This window comes from Variovorax boronicumulans, from assembly GCF_029892485.1.
In the GTDB taxonomy this organism is placed as follows: Bacteria; Pseudomonadota; Gammaproteobacteria; order Burkholderiales; family Burkholderiaceae_C; genus Variovorax; species Variovorax boronicumulans_B.
The window spans coordinates 39,709-62,333 of record NZ_JARXVG010000006.1 but is presented as its reverse complement, the minus strand read 5'-3'; the positions used below and the strand labels follow the sequence as shown (position 1 = coordinate 62,333).

The following is a 22,625-nucleotide window of genomic DNA, read 5'->3' as shown; positions in this document are numbered from 1 at the left end:
TCGCGACCGCCGCTTAAAATTCAAGCACCGCTCCGCCAGCTTCCAGACGCCCCTCCATGACCTCCACGCCCACCCGCCCCGTCCGCTCCCAGTACGAAGACTTCATGCGCCACGTCGACACCCACGGCGTGTTCAAGAGCGACCGCACCGGCACCGGCACCAAGAGCGTGTTCGGCCACCAGATGCGCTTCGACCTGAACGAAGGCTTTCCGCTGGTGACCACGAAGAAGGTGCACCTCAAGTCCATCATCCAGGAGCTGCTGTGGTTCCTGACCGGATCGAGCAACAACAACTGGCTCAAGGAACGCGGCGTCAGCATCTGGGACGAATGGGCGCGCGAGGACGGCGACCTGGGCCCGGTGTACGGCGTGCAGTGGCGCAGCTGGCCCACGCCCGATGGCGGACACATCGACCAGATTTCCGACGTCATCAAGACGCTGAAAACCAACCCCGATTCGCGCCGCATCATCGTGAGCGCCTGGAACGTGGCCGAGCTCTCCAAGATGGCGCTGATGCCCTGCCATGCGTTCTTCCAGTTCTACGTGGCGCCGCCGCAGGCCGAGGGCGAACGCGGCAAGCTGAGTTGCCAGCTCTACCAGCGCAGCGCCGACATCTTCCTGGGCGTGCCCTTCAACATCGCGAGCTACGCGCTCCTCACGCACATGGTCGCGCAGCAGTGCGACCTCGACGTGGGCGACTTCATCTGGACCGGTGGCGACTGCCACATCTACAGCAACCACGCCGAGCAGGTGAAGCTGCAGCTCAGCCGCGATCCGTACCCGTATCCCACGCTGAACATCAAGCGCAAGCCGGCCTCGATCTTCGACTACCAGTACGAGGACTTCGAGGTGCTCGACTACAAGCACGGCGATCCGATCAAGGCGCCCGTGGCGGTGTGAGCGCCATGAGTGCCCGCATCAACCTCATCTACGCCCGCGCCGCCAACGGCGTCATCGGCGCCAACGGCACGATCCCCTGGCACTTGCCCGAGGACATGGCGCACTTCAAGCAGCAGACCGCCGGTGCGCCGGTGATCATGGGCCGCAAGACCTGGGACTCGCTGCCGCCGCGCTTTCGTCCGTTGCCGGGCCGGCAGAACATCGTGGTCACGCGGCAGGCCGACTGGCGCGCCGAGGGTGCCCTTCCAGTGGGCAATCTGCGCGACGCACTCTCGCTCTGCGCAGAGGCGGATTCGCCCGAGGTGTGGGTGATCGGCGGCGCGCAGATCTACGCCGAGGCCGAGCCGCTGGCGCAGCGCGCGGTCGTGACCGAGATCGCACGCGACTACGAAGGCGACGCGCACGCGCCTGTGCTCGACGGTACTGCATGGCACGAGACGCAGCGCGAATCTCATGTCTCGGCCAAGGACGGCCTGGCCTTCAGCTTCGTGACCTACGAACGCATCACGCGCGCATGAGCGGCAACCGGCACCTCCAACGCCGGTCCGTGGTGATGGGCGCGGCACTGCTCGCCGGCCTTGCGCCGATGCAGGCGCTGCATGCCGCCGAGCCGCTGGAACCCGACGAGGAAGCGCTCTTCCTGCCCGGCACCGCGCGACCCACCGACGATGGCCGGATCGAGGTCGACATCCACGCCTGGATCTTCGAGCGCGAACGGCGCTGGGGCCTCGACACCGCACTCGCCCGCTACCTCGGCCTGAGCCTCAAGAACCTCTCGCCCGCGGCGCGGCTGCGTTTCAACCAGCGCACCGCGCTGTTCCATGCCGAGTCGGAAGAAGGCAAGCTGATCGACGTGGTGTTCGACGGCACGCAAAGCCGCGTGAAGATGCCGCCCTCGGGTCCGGGCGGCCGCAGCAACCTGCGCGTGGTGGTCGAAGCACCGCGCACCACCGCGCCGCTGCAGTGGCTGCAGTTCCACGGCGTGACGGGACCGGGCGAGCTGCTGCACCGCTTCAGGGGCCAGGCGCTGGTCGTGCCCGCGCAGGGCGTGTCGGTCATCTCGGACATCGACGACACCATCAAGCGCACGCAGGTGCGCGAACGGCGCGAGATGCTGCTGAACACTTTCGCGCGGCGCTTCGAGGCGGCGCCTCGCATGGCGGCGTATTACCGGGCGCTCGCGCAGGCGCCGGACACGCGCTTTCACTACCTCTCGGCGAGCCCGATCCAGCTCTATCCGGCGCTCGCGGATTTCGTTCGCGACAACGACTTTCCCGCCGGCAGCATGCACCTGCGCGAGAGCACCACCTGGCGCACGCTGGTTCCCGGTGCCGAAGATTCGCGCGCGCACAAGTTCGGCGTGATCGGCCGCCTGCTCACCGAATTTCCGCAGCGCCGCTTCGTGCTCGTGGGCGATTCGGGCGAGGCCGATCCGGAGATCTATGCAGAGGTGTACCGCGCGAATCCGCGGCGCATCGACGGCATCGTGATCCGCGACGTGACCGATGAAGGCCGGCTGTCCGGCCGCTATCGCGCGACCTTCGACGGCATCGATCCGATGCTCTGGCACATCCTGACACCAGACACCACCGCCTGGCCGCTTCAGGCGAGCAGATAGCTGTTACGCATTCGGCAAACGATTGCGCCCGCGTCGCAAGCGCGAAATGAAGACTTCGGTACACGCGTCAGAAAGGCATGCCCGCCGCAGGGATTAGCCACGGCCAATTGTTTGTGCGCACAATGTCCGGACCGCCATCACGACAAGGAGACGGCTCATGTCCATGGAGTTTCTTCGGGTGATTTCCGAGCAGAGATTGCCCTATGTCATCCACACGCCCGCAGACATCGACAGGCTGCGTGTGCTGCGTGCGGCCGACCTGGTGACTGCCTTCATCCCGCCGTCCGAACATGCGCCGGACGAACGCGCGATACACCAGCTGGCGCAGGTCGAATCGATCACCGCCAAGGGGAAGCTGGTGCTGAACAAGGCCACGTCGGCATTCATCGAGTTGTGAGTTCATCCGCAGGCGGATGACTCGCCGCATAGCGCTCCAGAAACAGGTAGAGCACCACCCCGCCGGCCAACGGCAGCAGGTAGTAGAGCGCGCGGTACGCGAGCACCGCACCCATCAAAGCACCCTGCTTCACGGTGCCTGAGAGCAGCGCAAGATAAACCGCCTCGAGCACGCCCAGCCCCGCGGGAATCGGCGTGATCACGCCGACGATCGATGCGGCCAGCAGCACGCCCAGCGTGGTCGTGTACGGCACCTGCTGGCCGAGCAGCAGGTACATCGCGGAACCCATCAATGCCCAGTTCGCCGTGGACAGCGCGAGCTGAACCAGCGCAAGCCGCGCGCTGGGCAGCCTCAGCCGCCGGCTCCTCACGCGCCATTCGCGGCCGCGCAGGACGGCACATGTCACCACATAGGCCACGGCCAGCAGGATCATCACCACGCCGATCGCGCGCAGCGCGCCCGGCCCGATCGGTGCCCGGCTCGGCGGCGCGATGGCGCCGGCCGCGAACAGGCCACCCGCCAGCAGCCCGTAGCCGAGCCAGTTGGTGGCGAGGCTGAGCCCGACGACCTGCGCCACGGTGGCCTCGTCCAGACCCGCGCGTGCATACAGGCGCGCACGCATCGCGATGCCGCCGACGAGCGAGCCCAAGTTCAGGTTGAACGCATAGCTGGTGACCGCAATCGCCCATGTGCGCCAGCGCGGCAGCGCATGGCGCGTGTGGCGCCGGCCGATCAGGTCGAAGCAGCCGTACAGCGCATGGCTCGCAGTGGCGAGCCCCAGCACTGCGACAAGCAGCCACGGCGAGTAGCGTTGCAGCGCATGCCAGGCGCCAGCCCAGTCCACCTTGTGCGCATGCGAGAGCAGCAGGCCCAGGATCGCGATGCCGACCAGCGGCAGCACCCAGCGGCGGCTGCGCTGCCAGAGCGATGCCGCAGCCGTGGACGTGGGTGCCTCCTGCGCGCGCGAAGTTTCGGCGCCGGCGATGGCTGCGTTGCCGTTCATGGGCGCGGCGTCAGGACTTTTTCTCTGGCGAGCGCTGCGATTTCTGCGGCGTCTTGTCTTCCGCCGAGCCTGGGTCTTCCAGCTTGCGGTTGACCACCTGCTTCATCATCTCTTCGCCTTCGGTGTCGCGTCCGTCGCTGGGCACGGACTCTTCCTGCGTGACCTCTGGCTCTTCGTGGGCGGTGGATCCGGCTTTGGAACTCATGGGAAATCTCCTGTTGAAGCGTGGAGTTTCCCGATGCGCGGTGCGTGGCTCGCCAGTCAGCGGCGATGGGGAATGCAGGACATCGCCCCTAGTTGCGTCGCCCCACTTGCAGCGCGCGTCAGGCGCTGCTGACCAGTTGCCACAGCGCCTCGGCCACGGGCGTCATCGGCGCGAGCTGCCGGTACAGCCGGATGTCCACCGGCACCCGCCAGCCGCCCGCGCCGGCATCCACCAGCGCGCCTGTGCGCAGGTCGTCCGCCACCAGGCTCATCGGCAGCCACGCCAGGCCGCGTCCGTCGAGCGCCATGGTCCTCAGGAGCGCCGCATGGTGCGCCGTGAAGACCACCGAGAGCGACGGCGCGAAACCCTTGCCGAACTCGCTGTCCTGGATCGACCGCATGATCCGCCCGAGGCCCGAGGCCTCGCTGTAGGCCAGCACCGAGGGCGCCTGCGCCGCACCCAGCGCATGCCGGGGCGCACCGCCCGCATCGGGCGCCGCCACGGGCACCAGCACGTCCTCGCTCAGGCGCTGCACCGGGTACTGCGCTTCGTCGAGCCGGCCGGGTGCGCCGGCATGGCCGTGGCACAGCACGAACTGCACGCGGCGCTGCAGCATCAGGTCTTCGCAGGCGTGCGAGCTGTCGGAGATGGTCTGGATCGGGCCCGTGCTCAGCCGGGCCTCCACGCTGCCGAGCCAGCGCGGGAAAAAGGTGAGCGACAGCACGTGCGTGGCCGCAAAGCTCAGGCTCGCCGCGGCCAGGTCGTGCGCGTCGCGCGCCTCGACACGGGCAGCCTGAAGGTCGGCCAGCACGTCCTGCAACAGCGGCTGGAAGCGCTTGCCGGCCGCGGTCAGCGCGACCGGGTGCGCGCTGCGGTCGAACAGGTCGACACCCACCCACTCTTCCAGTGCGCGGATGTGGCGGCTGAAGGCGGGTTGGGCGATGGAACGCGCCTCTGCCGCGCGCGAGAAATTGCCGGTCTCGGCCAGGGCCAGGAAGTCTTCCAGCCATTCGAGATCGAGGGGTCGGTTGCCGGGTCCCATGCGCAGCGCGGTGAATGAATAGTTGTATGCAATTGGAGTATTGGACGGTACACGCCCCATCGGAAAAAGATGCACGCCTTCCTGCACTGCACCTTGAACCAACGGCGGAGATTCTCCCCCACCCCCACCATGAAAATCGTCAACATCCTCGAGTCCACCCGTCCCATCAAGTCGGACATCCGCAACGCCTACATCGACTTTTCGAAGATGACCCTGAGCCTCGTGGCCGTGGTCACCGACGTGATCCGCGACGGCCGGCCCGTGGTGGGCTACGGCTTCAACTCGAACGGCCGCTACGGCCAGGGCGGCCTGATCCGCGAACGCTTCCTGCCGCGGCTGCTGGAGGCCGAGCCGGCGTCGCTCCTCGACGAGACGGGCGAGAACCTCGATCCGCACAGGATCTGGGCCCGCATGATGATCAACGAAAAGCCCGGCGGCCACGGCGAACGCTCGGTGGCCGTGGGCACCATCGACATGGCCGTGTGGGACGCGGTCGCCAAGATCGCCGGCAAGCCGCTCTACCAGCTGCTCGCCGAACGCTACGGCGGCGGCACGCCCGACCCGCGCGTGTTCGTCTACGCCGCAGGCGGCTACTACTACCCCGGCAAGGGCGTCGAAGGGCTGCAGCGGGAGATGACGAGCTACCTGGAGCGCGGCTACTCGGTCGTGAAGATGAAGATCGGCGGCGCCACGCTCGCGGAAGACTGCGAACGCATCGAGTCGGTGCTCAGGATCCTCGGGCCTGGCCAGCAGTTGGCGGTGGACGCCAACGGCCGCTTCGACCTGCCCACCGCCATCGACTACGGCCGCGCGCTCTCGCAGTACCCGCTCTTCTGGTACGAGGAAGCCGGCGATCCGCTCGACTACGAATTGCAGGCGAAGCTCGGCGAGGTCTACGCGGGGCCCATGGCCACGGGCGAGAACCTGTTCTCGATGCAGGACGCGCGCAATCTCATCCGCCACGGCGGCATGCGGCCCGACCGCGACTGGCTGCAGTTCGACTGCGCGCTCAGCTACGGGCTGGTCGAATACCTGCGCACGCTCGACATGCTGAAGGCGCACGGCTGGTCCGCATCGCGCTGCATTCCGCACGGCGGCCACCAGATGTCGCTGGCCATCGCCGCGGGCCTGGGCCTGGGCGGCAACGAGAGCTATCCCGACCTGTTCCAGCCCTACGGCGGCTTCCCCGACGGCGTGATGGTGCAGGACGGCTACGTCACGCTGCCGCCGCTGCCGGGCATCGGCTTCGAGGGGAAGGCCGACCTGATCGCCGAGATGCGGGCGCTCGCCGCCTAGGCGAGCGCGTTCGGCTCAGGCCGCGCCGCTCTCGCGGCCCTTCTCCTTCAACTGGCGCCGGCGCTCCGCCACGGCGAGCGCCCTGGCCTTGTCGTAGCCGTGCTCCGCCACCGAGAACGCCTTGCTCGTGGTGCCCTTGCCGGTGCTGTAGGTGATGGCCATCCAGTAGCCCGGATGCCGGGGCCGGGGCCTCTTGAAGGTGACGCCGGAGATGCCGCTGCTGTTGTTCTTGCGGACGATCTCGGATTTCGAGCGTTTAGGCGCCAGCCCCTCGACCGGGCGAGCGGGCGCGTTGCGGATCGCTTCTTCGGCCGGATGCACCCTCGCGAGCCCCGACATCTGGTCCAGCTGCCGCTCGCGCTCGCGCACCGCCATCGACCGTGCGGCGCGGCCCTCGCCGTTCGCGACGAACAGGGCCCGCAGGATCTGGTCGTGGGCGATGTAGGTTCGTGCAAGCCAGCCCAGCATCTTTCCGTTGGCCGACAGCAGGCGGAACACGCCGGGCACGCCGGTCTTGTTGTTGGGACGGATCTTCTCGGCCCGGGCGCGGCGCGGGGTCGGCGGCAGGCTTTTCACCATCGCATCGCGCCACTGCTGCGCGTGCAGAAGCGCCTCTGCTGTGCCGCCGTAGCTGGCCCGGCCGAACAGGGCGCCATGCCGCACGCCGGCCCTGACGATCGACACCTCGAAGCCCCACGGCCTGCTGTAGATGCCGTACATCTGGGGCGGGTTGGGAACACCTTTTGGCATGCGTTCGAACAGTGCTGGTTCGTGTGATCGGGCTCGCTGATGGTAATAACCCATAACAAGCTGTGCATGGTGAAGGTCTTGGTGCCGCGGGTTGCGCACTTCTCTGGATTTCTTGCCTGTTCTTCTGGGGATGGGCTTCCTTTGCAGATGAAGACCGGCCTGGCCGTTAGAGTCCTCCGCAAAGGCTCCAAGGCAACCACATGGCACCCAGGCACCACGACACGGCAAGTCAGTTCGGATCGCACCAGGAGGCGATCGCACATGCCATCGGCGAGCGGATCGGGCAACCGGGCGATCACGAAACGCCCATTGCCGGGCTCGGCTTCTTCCGGCGCGATTCCCCCACCCCGCCCACCGCCTGCATGGTCGGACCGGGCATCGTGCTCGTTGCCCAGGGCGCCAAGCAGATGTGGGTGGGCGGCGACGCCTATCCGTACGACACCTCGCGATTCCTCATCACCTCGCTGGACATGCCCGCCAATTCGGAAGTGACGGTGGCAAGCCCGCAGCAGCCCTGCCTCGGCCTGGTCCTGAAACTCGATGTGCGCGTGCTGGCCGAATTGATCGCGCAGGGCAGCCTGCCGCCCCATCGCGACCGCCCGGTCGGCGTGGGCGTGGGAATCGGCCAGGCAACGCCCGCCTTGCTGGCACCGATCGCGCGCCTGCTGGCGTTGCTGCACGAGCCCGAAGCCATTCCCGTTCTCGCGCCGATGATCCATCGGGAAATCCACTACCGGCTGCTGATGGGCGACCAGGCGGCCAGGCTGCGGCAGATCGCTGCCGTGGATGGGCAGAGCCATCGCATCGCAAGGGCCATCGACTGGCTGAAGCTGAACTTCGCCTCGCCCATTCGCATCGACGAGCTCGCGGCCCGCGTGCAGATGAGTGCGCCTACCTTCCACCACCACTTTCGCCAGCTCACCGCGAGGAGCCCGCTGCAGTACCAGAAGTGGCTGCGCCTGAACGAGGCAAAACGATTGATGCTGAACGAACACGTCGATGCAGCGACCGCGGCCTTCAAGGTCGGCTACGAAAGCCCGTCCCAGTTCAGCCGTGAATACAGCCGGTTGTTCGGTGCCCCGCCCAAGCGGGACATCGAGGTGTTGCGGGTGGCGGCCAAAGGCTCTAACGCCCTCGCCGTGGAGCCGGCGAACAGCGCATCCGCCTGAGGGCGCCGGTTCAGTGGATCAGGCAAGAAAAGAAGCGGATTGCGCTACCGATCCTCGCCTCGCTCCCGAAAAATAAGACATCGGTCCGCGCCTGCGGGCGCCCGCCCGATGCCAACAGAAGCCGTTGCCCTATTGCCATCGCCGATGGCTCGCGCTATCAGCAGGGATCGCCCACAGCCCTGAACCTCGAACAAAGGATCCGACATGGACAGCCCCACGCCCCACTCGAACCACTTGATCTCGCGGCGCGACGCCCTCATCGCCAGCGCCGCCACGGCCGCGGCGGTTTCGTCGCACGTGCCCGCTACTGCCGCGCCGGCCGCGGCCCCGACAGCAGCAACCGCCGTTCCCCGCGCCAGGCTCTCGCTGACCGTCAACGGCAAGGCGCATTCGCTCGAGCTCGACACCCGCACCACCTTGCTCGACGTCTTGCGCGAACACCTGCACCTCACCGGCACCAAGAAGGGCTGCGACCATGGCCAGTGCGGCGCCTGCACCGTCATTGCCGACGGACGACGGATCAACGCCTGCCTCACGCTCGCGGTCATGCATGACGGCGGACAGGTCACCACCATCGAAGGACTGGGCACACCGCAGAACATGCACCCGCTGCAGGCCGCCTTCGTCAAGCACGACGGCTACCAGTGCGGCTACTGCACGCCCGGCCAGATCTGCTCGGCCGTGGCCGTGCTGGACGAGGTCAAGCGCGGCGTTCCCAGCCATGTGAGCGCCGACCTCAACGCGCGGCCCATCCTGTCGGCCGAGGAACTGCGCGAGCGCATGAGCGGCAACATCTGCCGCTGCGGCGCCTACTCCAACATCGTCGATGCCATCACCGAGGTGGCCGGGAGCCGCGCATGAAGCCGTTCACCTACGAGCGGGCCCGTTCCGCAGCACAGGCCGCATCGGCCGTGGCCGGCCGTCCCGGCGCCAAGTTCATCGCCGGCGGCACCAACCTGCTGGACCTGATGAAGCTCCAGATCGAAGCACCGGTGCACCTGGTCGACGTGAACAGCCTGGCGCTAGACAGGATCGAGCCCACGCCCGAGGGGGGCCTGCGCATCGGCGCCCTGGTGCGCAACACCGACCTGGCGGCTGACGAGCGTGTGCGCCGCGACTACGGCGTGCTGTCCCGTGCGCTGCTGGCCGGCGCATCGGGCCAGCTGCGCAACAAGGCGACGACGGCGGGCAACCTGCTGCAGCGCACGCGCTGCCCCTACTTCTACGACACCGACCAGCCGTGCAACAAGCGCCGGCCCGGCAGCGGTTGCAGCGCCATGGGCGGCTTGACGCGGCAGCTCGCGGTGATCGGGGCGAGCACCTCCTGCATCGCGACGAATCCGGGCGACATGGCCGTGGCGATGCGCGTGCTGGATGCCGCCGTCGAAACCGTACGCCCCGACGGACGCACCCGCGTGATCCCGATCGCCGATTTCCATCGCCTGCCCGGCGACACGCCGCACATCGAGACGACGCTGGAGAGAGACGAACTCATCACCGGCGTCACGTTGCCCCAGCCCATTGGCGGCACCCACATCTATCGCAAGGTCAGGGACCGCGCGTCCTACGCCTTCGCACTGGTCTCCGTTGCGGCCATCGTGCAGCGCGACGGATCGGGCCGGGTGGCGCTGGGCGGCGTCGCGCACAAGCCGTGGCGCATCGAGGCCGCGGAGGCCGCGATGCCGCAAGGTGCCAAAGCCGTGACGGCCCGGCTGCTGGCCGATGCACGGCCGACCCACGAGAACGCATTCAAGTTGCCGCTGGCCGAGCGCACGCTCGCCGCGGCGCTGCTGCAGGCGAGGAGCTGACCATCATGAAATTCGACACCCCCGCGACCACCAACCCCATCGACCAGCTCAAGGTCATCGGCAAGCCGACGGACCGCATCGACGGACCGGTCAAGACAACAGGCTCGGCGCGCTACGCCTATGAGCGCAACACCGAGGTTCCCAATGCGGCCTACGGCTGCGTGGTGGGCGCCGGCATCGCGAAAGGCCGCATCGCCGCGATGGACCTGGATGCCGCGCGTGCGGCCCCGGGCGTGCTGGCCATCGTCACGGCGCGCAATGCGGGCAAGCTCGGCAAGGGCAACTTCAACACGGCCAAGCTGCTGGGCGGGCCCGACATCGATCACTACCACCAGGCTGTGGCGCTCGTCGTCGCGGACACCTTCGAGCAGGCGCGCGCTGCGGCGCAACTGGTGCGCATCGAGTACACGCGCACGCCGGGCCGGTTCGACCTCGCCGCCGAAAAGGATGCGGCGCAGATGCCCAAGCCCAATGCGTTTTCCGGCGAACCGCAAACGAAGACGGGCGATTTCCCGGGCGCGTTCGCCGCGGCCGCCATGCAGCTCGATGCGACCTACACCACGCCCGACGAGTCGCACGCCATGATGGAGCCGCATGCTTCCATTGCGCAATGGCAGGGCGACAAGCTCACCATCTGGACGTCGAACCAGATGATCGACTGGGGCGTCGGCGATGTCGCCAAGACGCTCGGCATCCCGAAGGAAAACGTGCGCCTGGTCTCGCCCTTCGTCGGCGGCGGCTTCGGCGGCAAGCTGTTCGTGCGCGCGGACGCGTTGCTTGCCGCGCTGGGTGCGCGGGCGGCGAAGCGGCCGGTGAAGGTGGCCCTGCAGCGGCCCTTGATGATGAACAACACCACGCACCGGCCCGCGACCATCCAGCGCATTCGCATCGGCGCCGCGAAGGACGGCAGGATCACCGCCATTGCCCACGAAGGCTGGTCCGGCGACCTGCCGGGCGGACAGGCGGAGACGGCCGTCAACCAGACCCGGCTGCTGTACGCCGGCGCCAACCGCCTGACGACCACGCGGCTGGCCGTGCTGGACCTGCCCGAAGGCAATGCCATGCGCGCACCCGGCGAAGCACCGGGGATGATGGCGCTGGAGATCGCCATGGACGAGATGGCCGAGAAGCTCGGGCTCGATCCGGTCGAGTTCCGCGTGCTCAACGACACGCAGGTCGATCCCGAGAAGCCGGAGCGCCCGTATTCCCAGCGCAAATTGATCGAGTGCCTGCGCACAGGGGCCGAGCGCTTCGGCTGGAACAGGCGCAACGCGGCACCCGGACAGCAGCGCGACGGTCGCTGGCTCGTGGGAATGGGGGTCGCCGCGGCATTCCGCAACAACCTCCTGACGAAGTCGGCCGCGCGCGTGCGACTGGACAACCGGGGCATGGTCACGGTGGAGACCGACATGACCGATATCGGGACCGGGTCGTACACCATCATCGCGCAGACGGCCGCCGAGACGATGGGCGTGACCCTCGACAAGGTGCTCGTGCGCCTGGGCGACTCGGCCCATCCGGTGTCGGCCGGCTCGGGCGGACAGTGGGGCGCCAACAATTCGACCTCGGGTGTCTTTGCGGCTTGCATGAAGCTGCGCGAAGCCGTGGCGGGCAAGCTGGGTTTTGCGGCGGCCGAGGCGCAGTTCTCGGACGGCCTGGTGCGCGTGGGCGAGCGCGCGGTGCCGCTCGCCGAAGCGGCGGGCGCGAACGGCCTCGTGGCCGAGGACGCCATCGAGTACGGCGACCTGGACAAGAAATACCAGCAGTCCACCTTCGGTGCCCACTTCGTGGAGGTCGGCGTGGACGCCGCCACCGGCGAGATCCGCGTGCGGCGCATGCTGGCGGTGTGCGCGGCCGGACGCATCCTGAATCCCAAGTCGGCCCGCAGCCAGGTGATCGGCGCCATGACCATGGGCGTCGGCGGTGCGCTGATGGAAGAACTGGCGCTCGACAAGCGGCACGGCTTCTTCGTCAACCACGACCTGGCGGGCTACGAGGTGCCGGTGCACGCCGACATTCCCCATCAGGACGTGGTCTTCCTGGAAGAGACGGACCCGATCTCCTCGCCGATGAAGGCCAAGGGCGTGGGCGAACTGGGCATGTGCGGCGTTGCGGCCGCGGTGGCCAATGCGGTCTACAACGCGACAGGCGTGCGGGTGCGCAACTATCCGATCACGCTAGACAAGCTGCTGGACCGGCTGCCGCCGGTGGCCTGAGAAAAATCCTGCTGCCCTTCCTCAGGGCAGCAGTTCGAACTTCAGGTCCGCCAGCGGCGTGACCTTCTCTTCGCGCACCATCTTGTATTCGGTGTTCGGGCCGAGCCACTTCGCCCAGATCCTGTCGAGCTCGCCCGACTTCTCCAGCGCGTAGAGCGCGTCGTTCACCTTGGCCAGCAGCGCCGGCTCGTCCTTCTTCATGCCGACGCCGATGGGCTGCAACACCATCGGGTCCTTGATCATCTTCAGCGCCACGCCGTCGGTCTTCGACTGGTTGACCAGCTTGGTGATGGTCATGGTGTTCGCGACCATGCCGACCGACTTGTTCTGCTGCACCGCCATGAAGGCCGAGCCCGTGTCCTGGAAGGTGACCGGTTCCGAGCCGTTCATCTTGATCGACAGCTCCGAGGTCGAACCCTTGGTCGAGCTCAGCCGCTTGCCCTTGAAGTCCGCCTTGGCCGTGCCGGGGTCGGAGGCCTTCACCGCGAGCATCTCCTTGGCCACGTAGTACGGATCGCTGAACTGGATCTGCTCGCCGCGGCTCTTGGTGTAGGCCAGGTTGGCGACGGTCACGTCGACGCGGCCCAGCTTGACCTCGGGCACGCGCGCCTCCACCGACAGCGGCGTGACCTTGGCCGCGAGGCCGAGTTCCTTGGCGAGCGCATTGCACAGGTCCACATCGTGGCCGACCATCTCGCGCGTCTTCGGATCGGGCGCCGCGAACGGCGGCACGTCGGCGAAGGTGCCGCACTTGAGCTCCTTGCGCTGGCTGATGTCGCTCCACTGGTCGGCATGCGCCAGGAAGGACGCAGCGCAAAGACAGGCGCCCAGGGCGGTGAGACGGAAAGCGGTTCTGTTCGGCATGGGGAACTCCTGGAGAAGTGCAAGGAAAAAAACGAAGGCTCAGTGCGCGCGCAGGTCCGACAGGAAGCGCTGCGCGCGCGGATGCTGCGGGCTGCTGAAGAAGGTCTCGGGGTCGGCCTTCTCGAGAATGCGGCCCGCGTCCATGAACCAGACGCGGTCGGCCACCTCGCGGGCGAAGTTCATCTCGTGGGTGACGCACATCATGGTCATGCCGTCGTTGGCGAGGCTGCGCATCACCGACAGCACTTCGCCCACCATCTCGGGGTCGAGTGCGCTGGTGGGCTCGTCGAACAGCATCGCGGGCGGCTCCATGGCCAGCGCGCGGGCAATCGCCACGCGCTGCTGCTGCCCACCCGAGAGCTGCGCCGGATAGGCCCCGGCCTTGTTCGACAGGCCCACGCGCTCGAGCAGCTGCGCCGCCCTCGCCTTGGCCTCTGCGCGCTTGACGCCCAGCACGCGCATCGGCGACAGCATGATGTTCTCCAGCACCGAGAGATGCGGAAACAGGTTGAAGCTCTGGAACACGAAGCCGATGCGGCTGCGCAGCTTGTTCAACGCCGCGCTGCCCATGGGCGCATGGATGTCGTGGCCGTCGAACAGCAGTTGCCCCGACTTCACTTCTTCCAGCCGGTTGACGGTGCGGATCAGCGTGGACTTGCCCGAGCCTGAAGGCCCGCAGACCACCACCACCTCGCCCTTCTTCACCTCGGCATTGACGTCGGCGAGCGCCTGGTAGTCGCCGTACCACTTGTTGATGTTGGAGAACAGGATCATGGTGTCATCCCCTCTGGGGCGTAGAACGGGGTTCATGGGGCTGCTGTCTCCGGGGTGTTCTTGTCGATGGCCGTCGTGCGCGGCCTCAGGGGTTCGCCGTGACCGCCGGCGGCAGCGGGATGCCGTCTCCAGAGGTCTTCGGTGCAACCGTGCCCAGGCGCTTGTGGGCCACGCGCCGCTCCAGCCACTGCGCCAGCTGCGTCAGGCTGAAGCAGACGACGTAGTACGTCATCGCAAGGATGAAGAACACCTGGAACGGCTTGGTCAGCAGCTGGTTGTTGATCTGGTTGGCCGCAAACGTCAGCTCCTGCACGTTGATGACGTAGCCCAGCGTGGTCTCCTTGATGGTGGAGATGAACTGGCTCAGCATGCTGGGCAGCATGTTGTAGAGCGCCTGCGGCAGGACCACGAACCACATGGTGCCCAGGTGGCTGTGGCCGAGCGCGCGCGCCGCCTCGGTCTGGCCTTTGGGCAGCGCCTGGATGCCGGCGCGCACCACCTCCGACAGGTAGGCGCCCTCGTAGATCACCAGCGTGCACAGCATGGTGGTGAAGCCCGACACGTCGCGCCCGATGAGGATGGGCACCAGGAAGTAGACCCACAGGATCACCATGAGCAGCGGCACGCCGCGCACCACGTAGACCAGCACCGTGGCCGGCCAGCGCAGCAGCCGCCAGGGCGACAGCCGCGCGAGCGCCAGCAGCACCGACAACGGAAACGCCAGCACGATGCCCAGCACCGACAGGATCAGCGTGGCGACGATGCCACCGAGCGGACCGCTGGGGTACTGGCCCACGAGCAGCAACAGCCAGTTGTCGCGAAGGATTTCATAGACGCTGAACATGGCTTACCTCGCCCCCACGATGCGGTAGCGCCGCGACAGCCAGCCGCCCACGGCCATGATGAACAGCGAGCACACCAGGTACAGCACCGTCGCCACGCTGTAGGCCTCGAAGGTGCGAAAGCTCTGGCTCTCGATTTCCTTCACCGCATGGGTGAGCTCGGCCACGCCGATGGCCATGGCCAGGCTGCTGTTCTTGAAGAGCGACACGCTGTGGTTCACCAGCGCCGGCACCGCGTTGCGGATGGCCTGCGGCAGCATCACGTGGCGCATCGAGCCGATGTAGCCGTGGCCGAGCGCGCGCGCGGCCTCGGCCTGCCCGGCCGGGATCGAGCGCAGGCCCGAGCGCATGTCTTCGCTGAAGTAGGCGGCCTGGCAGAGGCCGAGCGCGACGATCGAGAGAATGGTCTCGGCGTTGTGCACCGAGAGCCAGCCCTGCAGCGCATCGGGCAGCAAGCTGAAGATGCCGAAGTACCAGAGCATGAGCTGCACCAGGGTCGGCACGTTGCGGTGGTACGAGACATAGCCTGCGACCACGCGCTCGGCCAGCCGGTTCGGCGTGAGGCGCACGACCAGCAGCACGACCGCCATGGCCATGGCCAGCAGCCATGAGCCGGCCGCGATCTTCAGCGTCTCCTGCACGCCGTGCAGCAGCATGGCGCCGAACTCCGGCTTCAGCAGGATCGCGAGCAGGTCGAAGTCCTTCATGCGCGGTTCCTTTGCATGGCGTGCGGGCCCGGCCGCTCAGGCCTGCGGTGCTTCCGGCCGCGCGGTCGAGAGGCCGCCGGGCACCTGCAGCGTCGGCGTGATTTCCATGTGGCCCACGTTCACCGCGATGGGCGCCGCGATCGCGAAGGCGATGGCGTTCGCGATGTCTTCGGCCTGGGGCAACTCGTAGCCTTCGACGAAGCGCTTGTAGGTCTCTTCGGAGTCGCCGTGCACGTGCGCGAAGATGTCGGTGGCCACGCGTCCCGGACAGATCTCGGTCACGCGCACGCGCTTGCCGAAGCAGTCGATGCGCAACTGGCGCGACAGCATGCTCACCGCCGCCTTGGTCGCGTGGTAGGTGCTGTTGCCGCCGAAGTTGTAGGCCGCGGCAATCGAGCTGATGTTGACCACGTGGCCCCGGTCGCGCGCGGCCATGCCGGGCACCACCAGCCGGCACAGGTGCAGCACGGCGCGCAGGTTTACGTCCACGAGCAGGTCGATGCCCTCGGCGTCGGCCTTGAGGATGGAGCCGGGGCGGTCCACGCCGGCGTTGTTGACCAGCACGTCGAATTCGATTTCCTGCGTGAGGCGGGTGATTCCGGCGAGGTCGCTCACGTCGATGGCGTGCGGAATGCAGCCGGTGCGCGCGGCCAGCTCGGCCAGCTTGTCGGCGCTGCGCGCGAGTGCATGGACCGTGAGGCCTTCCTTGCACAGGCGCTCGACGACGGCGGCACCGATGCCCGATGAAGCGCCCGTCACCAGCGCGGTCTTGTAGTCGGAAAACGGCATCTTTTTTCTTTCGTTGAAGCGGGAGGTCGCTGCGTTGATTCACTGTAGCGAGCGCCCCCTCGCTGCGCCAAGACGGATTGGCTGTGGAGCGATAAGGCGCCCTTATGTCGCCCGCGATCCGTGCATATGGGTAAGGGTAAGCACCATGTTCGTGCCCTTATGCGGGCCGCATCAGGTCGATTGCCTGGAGATGGGCACGATGCGCCCCGCCTGCTCGACCACGCCACGCACGGCGCGGGCCAGGTCCACGGCGCCGGGCGTGTCGCCGTGCAGCAGGATCGAATGCACGCGCATCGGGATCTTCCTGCCGGTGCTGCTGGTGACGGTGCCGTCTTCCAGCAGCTGGCGCACGCGCGCGAGCACCGCATCGCGCTCGTGGATGACCGCGCCGGGCAGCTTGCGCGGCACCAGCAGGCCGTCGTCGTCGCAGGCGCGGTCGGCCAGGAAGGTGGTGCGCACGCGCAGGCCGCAGCGCGCGGCGGCGTCTTCGATGGCGCGGCTGGCGGAGGAGCTGATGGTGAGCGTGGGATCGAAGTCCGCCACCGCACGCGCCAGCGGCTCGGCGAATGCGGCGTCGGCCGCGGCCATGTTGCCGAGCGCACCATGGAAGCTCATGTGCGTCATGCGGTGGCCGGCGGTGCGCGCCATGCCTTCCAGTGCACTCAACTGATAAAGCACATAGGCGACGAGCTCCTTCGTCTCGATCTGCATCGGCCGGCGGCCGAACCCGAGCAGGTCGGGAAAGCCCACATGCGCTCCCACGTCGACGCCGCGTTGGCGCGCCATGCGCACGGTGCGGTCCATGATGACCGGATCGCCCGCGTGGAACCCGCATGCCACGTTGGCGGAGGAGACGATGTCCAGCAGCGCCTCGTCCTCGCCCATGCGCCAGGGGCCGAAGCCTTCGCCGAGGTCTGCGTTCAGGTCGATGTCCATGGAGTGTCCTTGCTCGTCAGAGGAGATGCAGTTCGACCAGCGGCGTGCCGTAGCCGACCGCCACGCCGTCGGCTGCGTGAATACCGTCGACGATGCCGGACTGCGGCGCGGTCACCGGCAGCAGCAGCGGGCCTATCTTCAGCAGGCCCACGGTCTGGCCGGCTTCCACGCGGTCACCGATGCGCACCAGCGGCGTGGCGGCCAGCGGATGGCTGTGCAGGAAGACGCCGAGCGAAGGGGCGCGGATTGGCAGGGTCTCGGCTTCTCTCAGCTCGACGGGCAGTTCCACGATGTCGTCGCCGCGCCGGCCGAGGCGCAGCGTGCCTTGCGGCGTGTTCAGTTCTAGCAGGCCGATGTCGGTGCCGGCCAGCCAGGCGGACAGTTGCGGGATGCGCAGGGTGATGTCCTGCATGTCAGGTTCTTTCCCGGTGCTGGTGTTCGGGGCGCAGTTGTCCAGGGCGGGTGCACAGGCCACCGGGTACTCCCCTCCGCGAATGTCCCCCGGCCTTCGGCCTCCTCCTTGATTTCGCTGCGGGGAGCACCCGATGCCCTGTGCACTCGGACACGCTGCTGGTGCGCAGCCGATCGACGACCGCTGCGCGTGACGAGCACGACGATGGGGTGCCTTGCGCAGCGAAATCAAGGAGGAGCCGAAGGCGGGGGACATTCGCGGAGCAAGGTACCCCGTCGGCGGGATCGCGCCCTGAACAGCGACCGTCCAACACGACAGCTCGACGAACACAAGAGCAGCTTTTCATCCTAGTGCCTCGCCACGAAAACAGGCGCACCTCGATGCAGTTCCACCATCCGCGCCACCTTGTCGAGCCAGGCCCGCACTTCGTCAAGCGCGGCCACAGCCTCGTCCCAGTTGGTCTCGATGAAGCGCATGCGGCTGCCGATGGGCGCCTGGCCGAGCCGCCACATGTCGGCCTCGATCACCGTGCCGAACTTGGGGTAGCCGCCCGAGGGCTGGGCATCGCGCATCTGGATGATCGGCTGGCCGCTGTGCGGCACCTGGATCACGCCCGGCACGATGCCGTGCGAGCGCAGTTCCATCGGTGCGATGGGGCGCAGCGCCTCACCTTCGAGGCGGTAGCCGTAGCGGTCGCTCTGGGAGGTGATCTTCCATTCGCCGGCCCAGAAGGCGTCGCGCGATGCCGGCTCGAAGCCCATGTATTCGGCTGCGGGCAACACGCGCACTGCGGCCACGCCATCGCGCTCCAGCGGCAGTGCGAGCGCGGGCGGCACCAGGCCGAAACCGGTGCGGCAGGCCTGGCCCGCACCTGCGGCGCGCAACACGTCGCCCCGCCGCAGCGCGCGACCTTCGTGGCCGCCGAAGGCGCCACGCAACTGCGTGCTGCGCGAGCCCAGCACCTCGGGCACATCGACGCCGCCGGCCACGCACAGCATGGCGCGGCTGCCGCGGTGGGCGCCGCCTTGCGGCAGGCCTAGCGTCAGCACTTGTCCGGCCCGTGCCTGGTGAACCCACCACGGGAGCAACGGTTGCTCGTCCAGCCGGGCCGCGCAGTCGGCGCCGGTCAGCGCGAACGCGCAGTCCTCGTCGAAGCGCACCTTGAAGGGAAACACCGGCACTTCGATCGCCGCCGCGCCGAGCGCATTGCCCAGCAGCAGGTTGCCGGCCGCGAGCGCCAGGTTGTCCATGGCGCCCGAGGTGCCTACGCCCCAGCGCAGGCTGCCGGTGCGGCCCAGGTCCTGCACGGTGGCGAGGGCGGCCGATGAAAGCACTTCGATCATCGGACGATGCCCTCCACGCGAAAACGGATCATGTCGCCCGGCTGCAGCATCGCAGGCGGGTCCTGTGCCGGATCGAAGAAGGACATGGCCGTGCTGCCGATGGTGTTCCAGCCGCTAGGACCGGCCGAGGCCGACACGCCGGTCTGCGCGCCGCCGATGGACACCGCGCCGCCCGGAATGCTGAGCACCGGCACCTTGCGGCGCGGCGTGGCGATGCGCGCGTCCATGCCGCCCAGGTAGCAGTAGCCGGGGTGGCTGCCCAGCGCATACACCGGGTAGAGCGGGGCGCTGTGCAGTTCGACGATCTCGTCGATGTTCAGGCCCGTGTGCGCCACCACGTCGGCCATGTGCGGGCCGCCTCCGCCGCCGTAGACCACGGGCAGCTCGACGATGCGACCTTCCCGCGGCTGCGCGACGGCGGCATCCCACGCATCGCACAGGCGCGCCTCCAGGGCCTCGAGCGCGCCCGGGCCGCGCGGCGGGCGCGCGAAGGTCAGCATCAGGTTGTTCATGCCCGGCACGGCTTCGCGGATCTCGGGCCAGGTCTGCGCCTCGCGCGCCAGCGCCCAGATGCGTTGCTGCGCGCCGAGGTTCATCTCGCCGGGCGCTTCCAGGAGCAGCGCGGTCGTGCCCAGCAGGCTGATCGATGGCCGTTGTGTGTTCACGCCGCGCTCCGTTGCTGCAGCCAGCGTTCGAGGTGATGGATGTCCACGCCGCCGACGGCAAAGCCTTCGTCGCACAGCAGTTCGCGGTGCAGCGGCACGTTGGTCGCGATGCCGTCGATGCGCATCTCGGCGAGCGCCAGGCGCATGCGGTCGAGCGCGTCGGCGCGCGTGCTGCCGTGCACGATCAGCTTGGCGATCATGGAGTCGTAGTAAGGCGGCACGCGGTAGCCAGCGTTGGCATGCGAATCGACACGTACGCCGAAGCCGCCGGGCACCTGCCAGCGGGTGATGCGCCCGGGTGCGGGCGCGAAGGTATCGGGGTTCTCCGCGTTGATGCGGCATTCGATCGCGTGGCCCTGGCAGCGCACCTCGCGCTGCGACAGCCCAAGCCGCTCACCGCGCGCCATGCGCAACTGCTGCTGCACGATGTCGATGCCGGCGGTCATCTCGGTCACCGGGTGTTCGACCTGCAGGCGGGTGTTCATCTCGATGAAATAGAAGGCGCCCTTCTCGTAGAGAAACTCGAAGGTGCCGACGCCGCAATAGCCGATCTGCCGGCAGGCGGCCGCGCAACGCTCGCCCACCTCGGCCATCAGCGCATCGTCGATGCCAGGGGCCGGCGCCTCCTCGATCACCTTCTGGTGGCGGCGCTGCAGCGAGCAGTCGCGGCTGCCGAGCCACACGGCGTTGCCGTGGCTGTCGGCCAGCACCTGGATCTCGACATGGCGCGGATGCAGCAAAAATTTCTCGATGTAGACCTCGGGGTTGCCGAAGGCCTGGCGCGCTTCCTCGCGCGTCAGCGCCATGGCATCGAGCAGCGCCGCTTCGTCGTGCACCACGCGCATGCCGCGCCCGCCGCCGCCGCCCGCGGCCTTGACGATCACCGGGTAGCCGATCTCGCGGGCGAGGGCCTGGATGGCTGCCGGGTCTTCGGGCAGCGCCTCGTCGGGCCCCGGCACGCAGGGCACGCCGGCCTTGCGCATCGCGCGCTTGGCCGAGACCTTGTCGCCCATGGTGCGGATGCAGGCGGCACTGGGGCCGATGAAGACGAGCCCCGCTTCTTCGACACGCGCCGCGAAGCCCGCGTTCTCCGACAGGAAGCCGTAGCCCGGGTGGATCGCCTGCGCGCCGCTGACTTCGGCGGCGAACAGGATCGCGGACTGGTTCAGGTAGCTCTGCCCCGGCGCCGAAGGCCCGATGCACAGCGCCTGGTCGGCCTGCGCGACGTAGCTGGCCTCGCGGTCGGCTTCGGAATGCGCGACCACGGTCTTCAGGCCCAGGCCCCGGCAGGCGCGCAGGATGCGCAAGGCAATTTCGCCGCGGTTGGCGATGAGGACGGTATCGAACATCGCTCTGCCGTCTTCAGCCGAAGCGGAACAGCGGCTGTCCCGCGTCCACTTCCTGGCCCGACTGCACGAGCACGGCCTGCACGGTGGCGGCGGTGTCGGCGCGGACTTCGTTGAACATCTTCATGGCCTCGATCACGCAGAGCATCTGGCCGGCCTCGACGGCCTGCCCCGGCTGCACGAAGGGCGGCTCGCCCGGTGCGGGCTGCAGGTGCACCACGCCGTAGAGCGGTGCGAGGCATTCGGCTGCGACGGTCGATGCCGGTTGTGCGGATGCCGCAGACGCCCTTCGCACGACCGCCGGGCTTCGCACTGCGGGCGCAGTCGACAACGCCGACTGCTTCACCAGCCGCAGCGTGCTGCCGTCTTCGCTGTATTCCAGTTCCGCGAGGTCCGATGCGGCGAGTGCGTCGATGAGCGTCTTGATCTGTTCCTGCTTCATGCCGGGCTGTCTGTGGCGACAGAACATCCTTGGTGACCGATGCGTTCCGCGAACGCATAACGGCAGGCATGAAAGGTAACGGGCCGCGGGCACAAAGCCCAAGACGGAATGACTGTGCCGGGATAAGGCCGGCTTATGACGGAAGGTTCAGGACAGCGCGGCCAAGCCGGGCTCGGGCGTTGCCGCGAAGGTGCCGGCCAGGTCGACCACGAGCTCCAGCAGGATGCTCTTGACCGCCTGCGCGGGCTCCGAAAGCGGCAGGTGGTCTGACTGGCACAGCGCCAGCGGCGCCTCGATGACCGGATCGACGATCTGGAACTGCCAGGCACCGCAGGACGCCACCACCTCGCGCGCCATCGACGCCGGCAGGATGGTGGCACCCAGCCCGTCGGCGATGGCCGCGGTCAGCGTGAAGGCCGATTCGATCTCGGCCACCACGCGCGGCACCATGCCCGCGCGCACGAAAGCCGCATCGACCAGCTTGCGCACCACGTTGTAGGGGCGCGGAAGAAAGAGCTCGATGTCGCGCAGGTCGGCCAGCTTCACCGGCTGTGCCGGCACCGGCATGGCGGCCGGCCCGACCAGGAACAGCGGCTCCTTGAGCAGCGGCTGGAAGCTCAGGCCATGGATGGCCTTGTCGCCATAGAGCACGGCCAGGTCCATGCGGCCGTTCATGATGAGTTCGCTCAGCGTGGTGCCGTAGTTCTCGTTCAGGTAGAGCAGGATGCCGGGGTGGCGCGCACGCACGGTGCGCAGCAGCGGCAGCGAGAGCGCCGAGGCCGCGGTGCCGGGCGCAAGGCCCACCGACACCTGGCCCGAGAGGCCTTCGCCGGCCGCTTCCATGTCCACGCGCGCCTGCTCGCACTGGCGCAGGATGATCTGCGCATGCCGGTACAGCACCTTGCCGGCCTCGGTCGGCGTGACGCCGCGCTTGGTGCGCACGAGCAGCTGCTGGCGCACCTCGCCCTCGAGCGTGGCCAGTTGCTGGCTCAGCGCGGGCTGGGCGATGAAAAGAACCTCGGCCGCCTGCGTGAGGCTGCCGATGTCCACGATCTTCACGAAATATTTGAGGCGTCGCAGGTTCACGCCTTCTCCCCGAAGC

General features: G+C 68.0%; 25 protein-coding genes. 9 read left to right on the top strand and 16 right to left on the bottom strand.

What is annotated here, in order from left to right:
- Positions 1–56: 56 nt before the first annotated feature.
- From M2282_RS15495 to M2282_RS15480, 4 genes are all read left to right on the top strand, one after another.
- Positions 57–899 carry a thymidylate synthase gene (locus M2282_RS15495; RefSeq protein WP_280809679.1) on the top strand — a complete coding sequence of 281 codons (843 nt, stop codon included), beginning with the start codon at positions 57–59 and terminating at the stop codon, positions 897–899.
- A gap of 5 nt (positions 900–904) precedes the next feature.
- Complete coding sequence (locus M2282_RS15490; RefSeq protein WP_280809678.1) at positions 905–1,417, top strand: dihydrofolate reductase; 513 nt, start codon at positions 905–907, stop codon at positions 1,415–1,417.
- Entirely contained in the window at positions 1,414–2,517 is a 1,104-nt protein-coding gene (locus M2282_RS15485; RefSeq protein ID WP_280809677.1) for a phosphatidate phosphatase App1 family protein, read from the top strand. Before M2282_RS15490 ends, M2282_RS15485 begins: the two co-directional genes overlap by 4 nt.
- A gap of 157 nt (positions 2,518–2,674) precedes the next feature.
- On the top strand, positions 2,675–2,914 hold the full coding sequence (locus M2282_RS15480; protein ID WP_280809676.1) for a hypothetical protein: 240 nt from the start codon (positions 2,675–2,677) through the stop codon (positions 2,912–2,914).
- Here the strand turns inward: M2282_RS15480 and M2282_RS15475 are convergent.
- The 3 genes from M2282_RS15475 to M2282_RS15465 form a co-directional block, all read right to left on the bottom strand.
- A complete protein-coding gene (locus tag M2282_RS15475) occupies positions 2,901–3,917 on the bottom strand; it encodes a lysylphosphatidylglycerol synthase domain-containing protein (protein WP_280809675.1) in 1,017 nt (338 codons plus the stop codon). The genes M2282_RS15480 and M2282_RS15475 overlap by 14 nt on opposite strands.
- A gap of 10 nt (positions 3,918–3,927) precedes the next feature.
- Complete coding sequence (locus tag M2282_RS15470; RefSeq protein WP_280809674.1) at positions 3,928–4,122, bottom strand: hypothetical protein; 195 nt, start codon at positions 4,120–4,122, stop codon at positions 3,928–3,930.
- Between the two features lie 118 nt (positions 4,123–4,240).
- Complete coding sequence (locus tag M2282_RS15465; protein WP_280809673.1) at positions 4,241–5,164, bottom strand: LysR family transcriptional regulator; 924 nt, start codon at positions 5,162–5,164, stop codon at positions 4,241–4,243.
- Positions 5,165–5,293: 129 nt separating this feature from the next.
- Here M2282_RS15465 and M2282_RS15460 point away from each other — a divergent pair, with 129 nt between their 5' ends.
- Positions 5,294–6,460, top strand: coding sequence for a mandelate racemase/muconate lactonizing enzyme family protein (locus M2282_RS15460; protein ID WP_280809672.1), 1,167 nt, complete (start codon positions 5,294–5,296; stop codon positions 6,458–6,460).
- A gap of 15 nt (positions 6,461–6,475) precedes the next feature.
- Here the strand turns inward: M2282_RS15460 and M2282_RS15455 are convergent, their stop codons facing one another.
- Positions 6,476–7,210: an AP2 domain-containing protein gene (locus M2282_RS15455; RefSeq protein ID WP_280809671.1), complete on the bottom strand. Its 735-nt coding sequence runs from the start codon at positions 7,208–7,210 to the stop codon at positions 6,476–6,478.
- Between the two features lie 200 nt (positions 7,211–7,410).
- Here M2282_RS15455 and M2282_RS15450 point away from each other — a divergent pair, with 200 nt between their 5' ends.
- The 4 genes from M2282_RS15450 to paoC all read left to right on the top strand — a co-directional run bounded on the left by M2282_RS15450 (position 7,411) and on the right by paoC (position 12,403).
- Positions 7,411–8,379, top strand: a complete 969-nt coding sequence (locus tag M2282_RS15450) for an AraC family transcriptional regulator (RefSeq protein ID WP_280809670.1) — start codon at positions 7,411–7,413, stop codon at positions 8,377–8,379.
- Between the two features lie 204 nt (positions 8,380–8,583).
- A complete protein-coding gene (paoA, locus tag M2282_RS15445) occupies positions 8,584–9,240 on the top strand; it encodes an aldehyde dehydrogenase iron-sulfur subunit PaoA (protein WP_280809669.1) in 657 nt (218 codons plus the stop codon).
- Positions 9,237–10,187: an FAD binding domain-containing protein gene (locus M2282_RS15440; RefSeq protein ID WP_280809668.1), complete on the top strand. Its 951-nt coding sequence runs from the start codon at positions 9,237–9,239 to the stop codon at positions 10,185–10,187. Before paoA ends, M2282_RS15440 begins: the two co-directional genes overlap by 4 nt.
- 5 nt (positions 10,188–10,192) lie before the next feature.
- On the top strand, positions 10,193–12,403 hold the full coding sequence (paoC, locus tag M2282_RS15435; protein ID WP_280809667.1) for an aldehyde oxidoreductase molybdenum-binding subunit PaoC: 2,211 nt from the start codon (positions 10,193–10,195) through the stop codon (positions 12,401–12,403).
- 21 nt (positions 12,404–12,424) lie between these two features.
- On the opposite strand, the gene M2282_RS15430 is transcribed toward paoC, so the two are convergent.
- The 12 genes from M2282_RS15430 to nac all read right to left on the bottom strand — a co-directional run bounded on the left by M2282_RS15430 (position 12,425) and on the right by nac (position 22,609).
- Positions 12,425–13,267 carry an ABC transporter substrate-binding protein gene (locus M2282_RS15430; RefSeq protein WP_280809666.1) on the bottom strand — a complete coding sequence of 281 codons (843 nt, stop codon included), beginning with the start codon at positions 13,265–13,267 and terminating at the stop codon, positions 12,425–12,427.
- 39 nt (positions 13,268–13,306) lie between these two features.
- Positions 13,307–14,041, bottom strand: coding sequence for an amino acid ABC transporter ATP-binding protein (locus M2282_RS15425; RefSeq protein WP_280809665.1), 735 nt, complete (start codon positions 14,039–14,041; stop codon positions 13,307–13,309).
- 85 nt (positions 14,042–14,126) lie between these two features.
- On the bottom strand, positions 14,127–14,885 hold the full coding sequence (locus M2282_RS15420; protein WP_280809664.1) for an amino acid ABC transporter permease: 759 nt from the start codon (positions 14,883–14,885) through the stop codon (positions 14,127–14,129).
- A 3-nt stretch (positions 14,886–14,888) separates the two neighbouring features.
- Positions 14,889–15,590, bottom strand: a complete 702-nt coding sequence (locus M2282_RS15415; protein ID WP_280809663.1) for an amino acid ABC transporter permease — start codon at positions 15,588–15,590, stop codon at positions 14,889–14,891.
- A 36-nt stretch (positions 15,591–15,626) separates the two neighbouring features.
- Positions 15,627–16,379 (bottom strand): SDR family oxidoreductase, encoded by a 753-nt coding sequence (locus tag M2282_RS15410; protein WP_280809662.1) that lies wholly within the window; start codon positions 16,377–16,379, stop codon positions 15,627–15,629.
- Between the two features lie 171 nt (positions 16,380–16,550).
- The gene (locus M2282_RS15405) at positions 16,551–17,315 is read right to left on the bottom strand and encodes a LamB/YcsF family protein (protein ID WP_280809661.1); all 765 of its coding nucleotides are present in this window, start codon (positions 17,313–17,315) and stop codon (positions 16,551–16,553) included.
- 16 nt (positions 17,316–17,331) lie between these two features.
- Positions 17,332–17,727: an acetyl-CoA carboxylase biotin carboxyl carrier protein gene (locus tag M2282_RS15400; RefSeq protein WP_280809660.1), complete on the bottom strand. Its 396-nt coding sequence runs from the start codon at positions 17,725–17,727 to the stop codon at positions 17,332–17,334.
- Positions 17,728–18,074: 347 nt separating this feature from the next.
- Positions 18,075–19,070 (bottom strand): biotin-dependent carboxyltransferase family protein, encoded by a 996-nt coding sequence (locus M2282_RS15395; protein WP_280809659.1) that lies wholly within the window; start codon positions 19,068–19,070, stop codon positions 18,075–18,077.
- Positions 19,067–19,735: a 5-oxoprolinase subunit PxpB gene (gene pxpB, locus M2282_RS15390; protein ID WP_280809658.1), complete on the bottom strand. Its 669-nt coding sequence runs from the start codon at positions 19,733–19,735 to the stop codon at positions 19,067–19,069. The genes M2282_RS15395 and pxpB overlap by 4 nt, the downstream gene beginning before the upstream one ends.
- Positions 19,732–21,084 (bottom strand): acetyl-CoA carboxylase biotin carboxylase subunit, encoded by a 1,353-nt coding sequence (gene accC, locus M2282_RS15385; RefSeq protein WP_280809657.1) that lies wholly within the window; start codon positions 21,082–21,084, stop codon positions 19,732–19,734. Before accC ends, pxpB begins: the two co-directional genes overlap by 4 nt.
- A 13-nt stretch (positions 21,085–21,097) precedes the next feature.
- Entirely contained in the window at positions 21,098–21,523 is a 426-nt protein-coding gene (locus tag M2282_RS15380; protein WP_280809656.1) for an acetyl-CoA carboxylase biotin carboxyl carrier protein, read from the bottom strand.
- 147 nt (positions 21,524–21,670) lie between these two features.
- The gene (gene nac, locus M2282_RS15375; RefSeq protein WP_280809655.1) at positions 21,671–22,609 is read right to left on the bottom strand and encodes a nitrogen assimilation transcriptional regulator NAC; all 939 of its coding nucleotides are present in this window, start codon (positions 22,607–22,609) and stop codon (positions 21,671–21,673) included.
- Positions 22,610–22,625 lie beyond the last annotated feature (16 nt).

Coding starts and splice junctions, on each gene's coding strand:
- paoA (WP_280809669.1), top strand. CDS start 8,584: ATGGACAGCCCCACGCCCCACTCGAACCACTTGATCTCGCGGCGCGAC.
- M2282_RS15400 (WP_280809660.1), bottom strand. CDS start 17,727: ATGCAGGACATCACCCTGCGCATCCCGCAACTGTCCGCCTGGCTGGCC.
- M2282_RS15480 (WP_280809676.1), top strand. CDS start 2,675: ATGTCCATGGAGTTTCTTCGGGTGATTTCCGAGCAGAGATTGCCCTAT.
- M2282_RS15460 (WP_280809672.1), top strand. CDS start 5,294: ATGAAAATCGTCAACATCCTCGAGTCCACCCGTCCCATCAAGTCGGAC.
- M2282_RS15410 (WP_280809662.1), bottom strand. CDS start 16,379: ATGCCGTTTTCCGACTACAAGACCGCGCTGGTGACGGGCGCTTCATCG.
- M2282_RS15440 (WP_280809668.1), top strand. CDS start 9,237: ATGAAGCCGTTCACCTACGAGCGGGCCCGTTCCGCAGCACAGGCCGCA.
- accC (WP_280809657.1), bottom strand. CDS start 21,084: ATGTTCGATACCGTCCTCATCGCCAACCGCGGCGAAATTGCCTTGCGC.
- M2282_RS15415 (WP_280809663.1), bottom strand. CDS start 15,590: ATGAAGGACTTCGACCTGCTCGCGATCCTGCTGAAGCCGGAGTTCGGC.
- M2282_RS15490 (WP_280809678.1), top strand. CDS start 905: ATGAGTGCCCGCATCAACCTCATCTACGCCCGCGCCGCCAACGGCGTC.
- paoC (WP_280809667.1), top strand. CDS start 10,193: ATGAAATTCGACACCCCCGCGACCACCAACCCCATCGACCAGCTCAAG.
- M2282_RS15475 (WP_280809675.1), bottom strand. CDS start 3,917: ATGAACGGCAACGCAGCCATCGCCGGCGCCGAAACTTCGCGCGCGCAG.
- M2282_RS15455 (WP_280809671.1), bottom strand. CDS start 7,210: ATGCCAAAAGGTGTTCCCAACCCGCCCCAGATGTACGGCATCTACAGC.
- M2282_RS15485 (WP_280809677.1), top strand. CDS start 1,414: ATGAGCGGCAACCGGCACCTCCAACGCCGGTCCGTGGTGATGGGCGCG.
- M2282_RS15395 (WP_280809659.1), bottom strand. CDS start 19,070: ATGATCGAAGTGCTTTCATCGGCCGCCCTCGCCACCGTGCAGGACCTG.
- M2282_RS15405 (WP_280809661.1), bottom strand. CDS start 17,315: ATGGACATCGACCTGAACGCAGACCTCGGCGAAGGCTTCGGCCCCTGG.
- M2282_RS15465 (WP_280809673.1), bottom strand. CDS start 5,164: ATGGGACCCGGCAACCGACCCCTCGATCTCGAATGGCTGGAAGACTTC.
- M2282_RS15470 (WP_280809674.1), bottom strand. CDS start 4,122: ATGAGTTCCAAAGCCGGATCCACCGCCCACGAAGAGCCAGAGGTCACG.
- M2282_RS15495 (WP_280809679.1), top strand. CDS start 57: ATGACCTCCACGCCCACCCGCCCCGTCCGCTCCCAGTACGAAGACTTC.
- M2282_RS15380 (WP_280809656.1), bottom strand. CDS start 21,523: ATGAAGCAGGAACAGATCAAGACGCTCATCGACGCACTCGCCGCATCG.
- M2282_RS15450 (WP_280809670.1), top strand. CDS start 7,411: ATGGCACCCAGGCACCACGACACGGCAAGTCAGTTCGGATCGCACCAG.
- M2282_RS15430 (WP_280809666.1), bottom strand. CDS start 13,267: ATGCCGAACAGAACCGCTTTCCGTCTCACCGCCCTGGGCGCCTGTCTT.
- M2282_RS15425 (WP_280809665.1), bottom strand. CDS start 14,041: ATGATCCTGTTCTCCAACATCAACAAGTGGTACGGCGACTACCAGGCG.
- M2282_RS15420 (WP_280809664.1), bottom strand. CDS start 14,885: ATGTTCAGCGTCTATGAAATCCTTCGCGACAACTGGCTGTTGCTGCTC.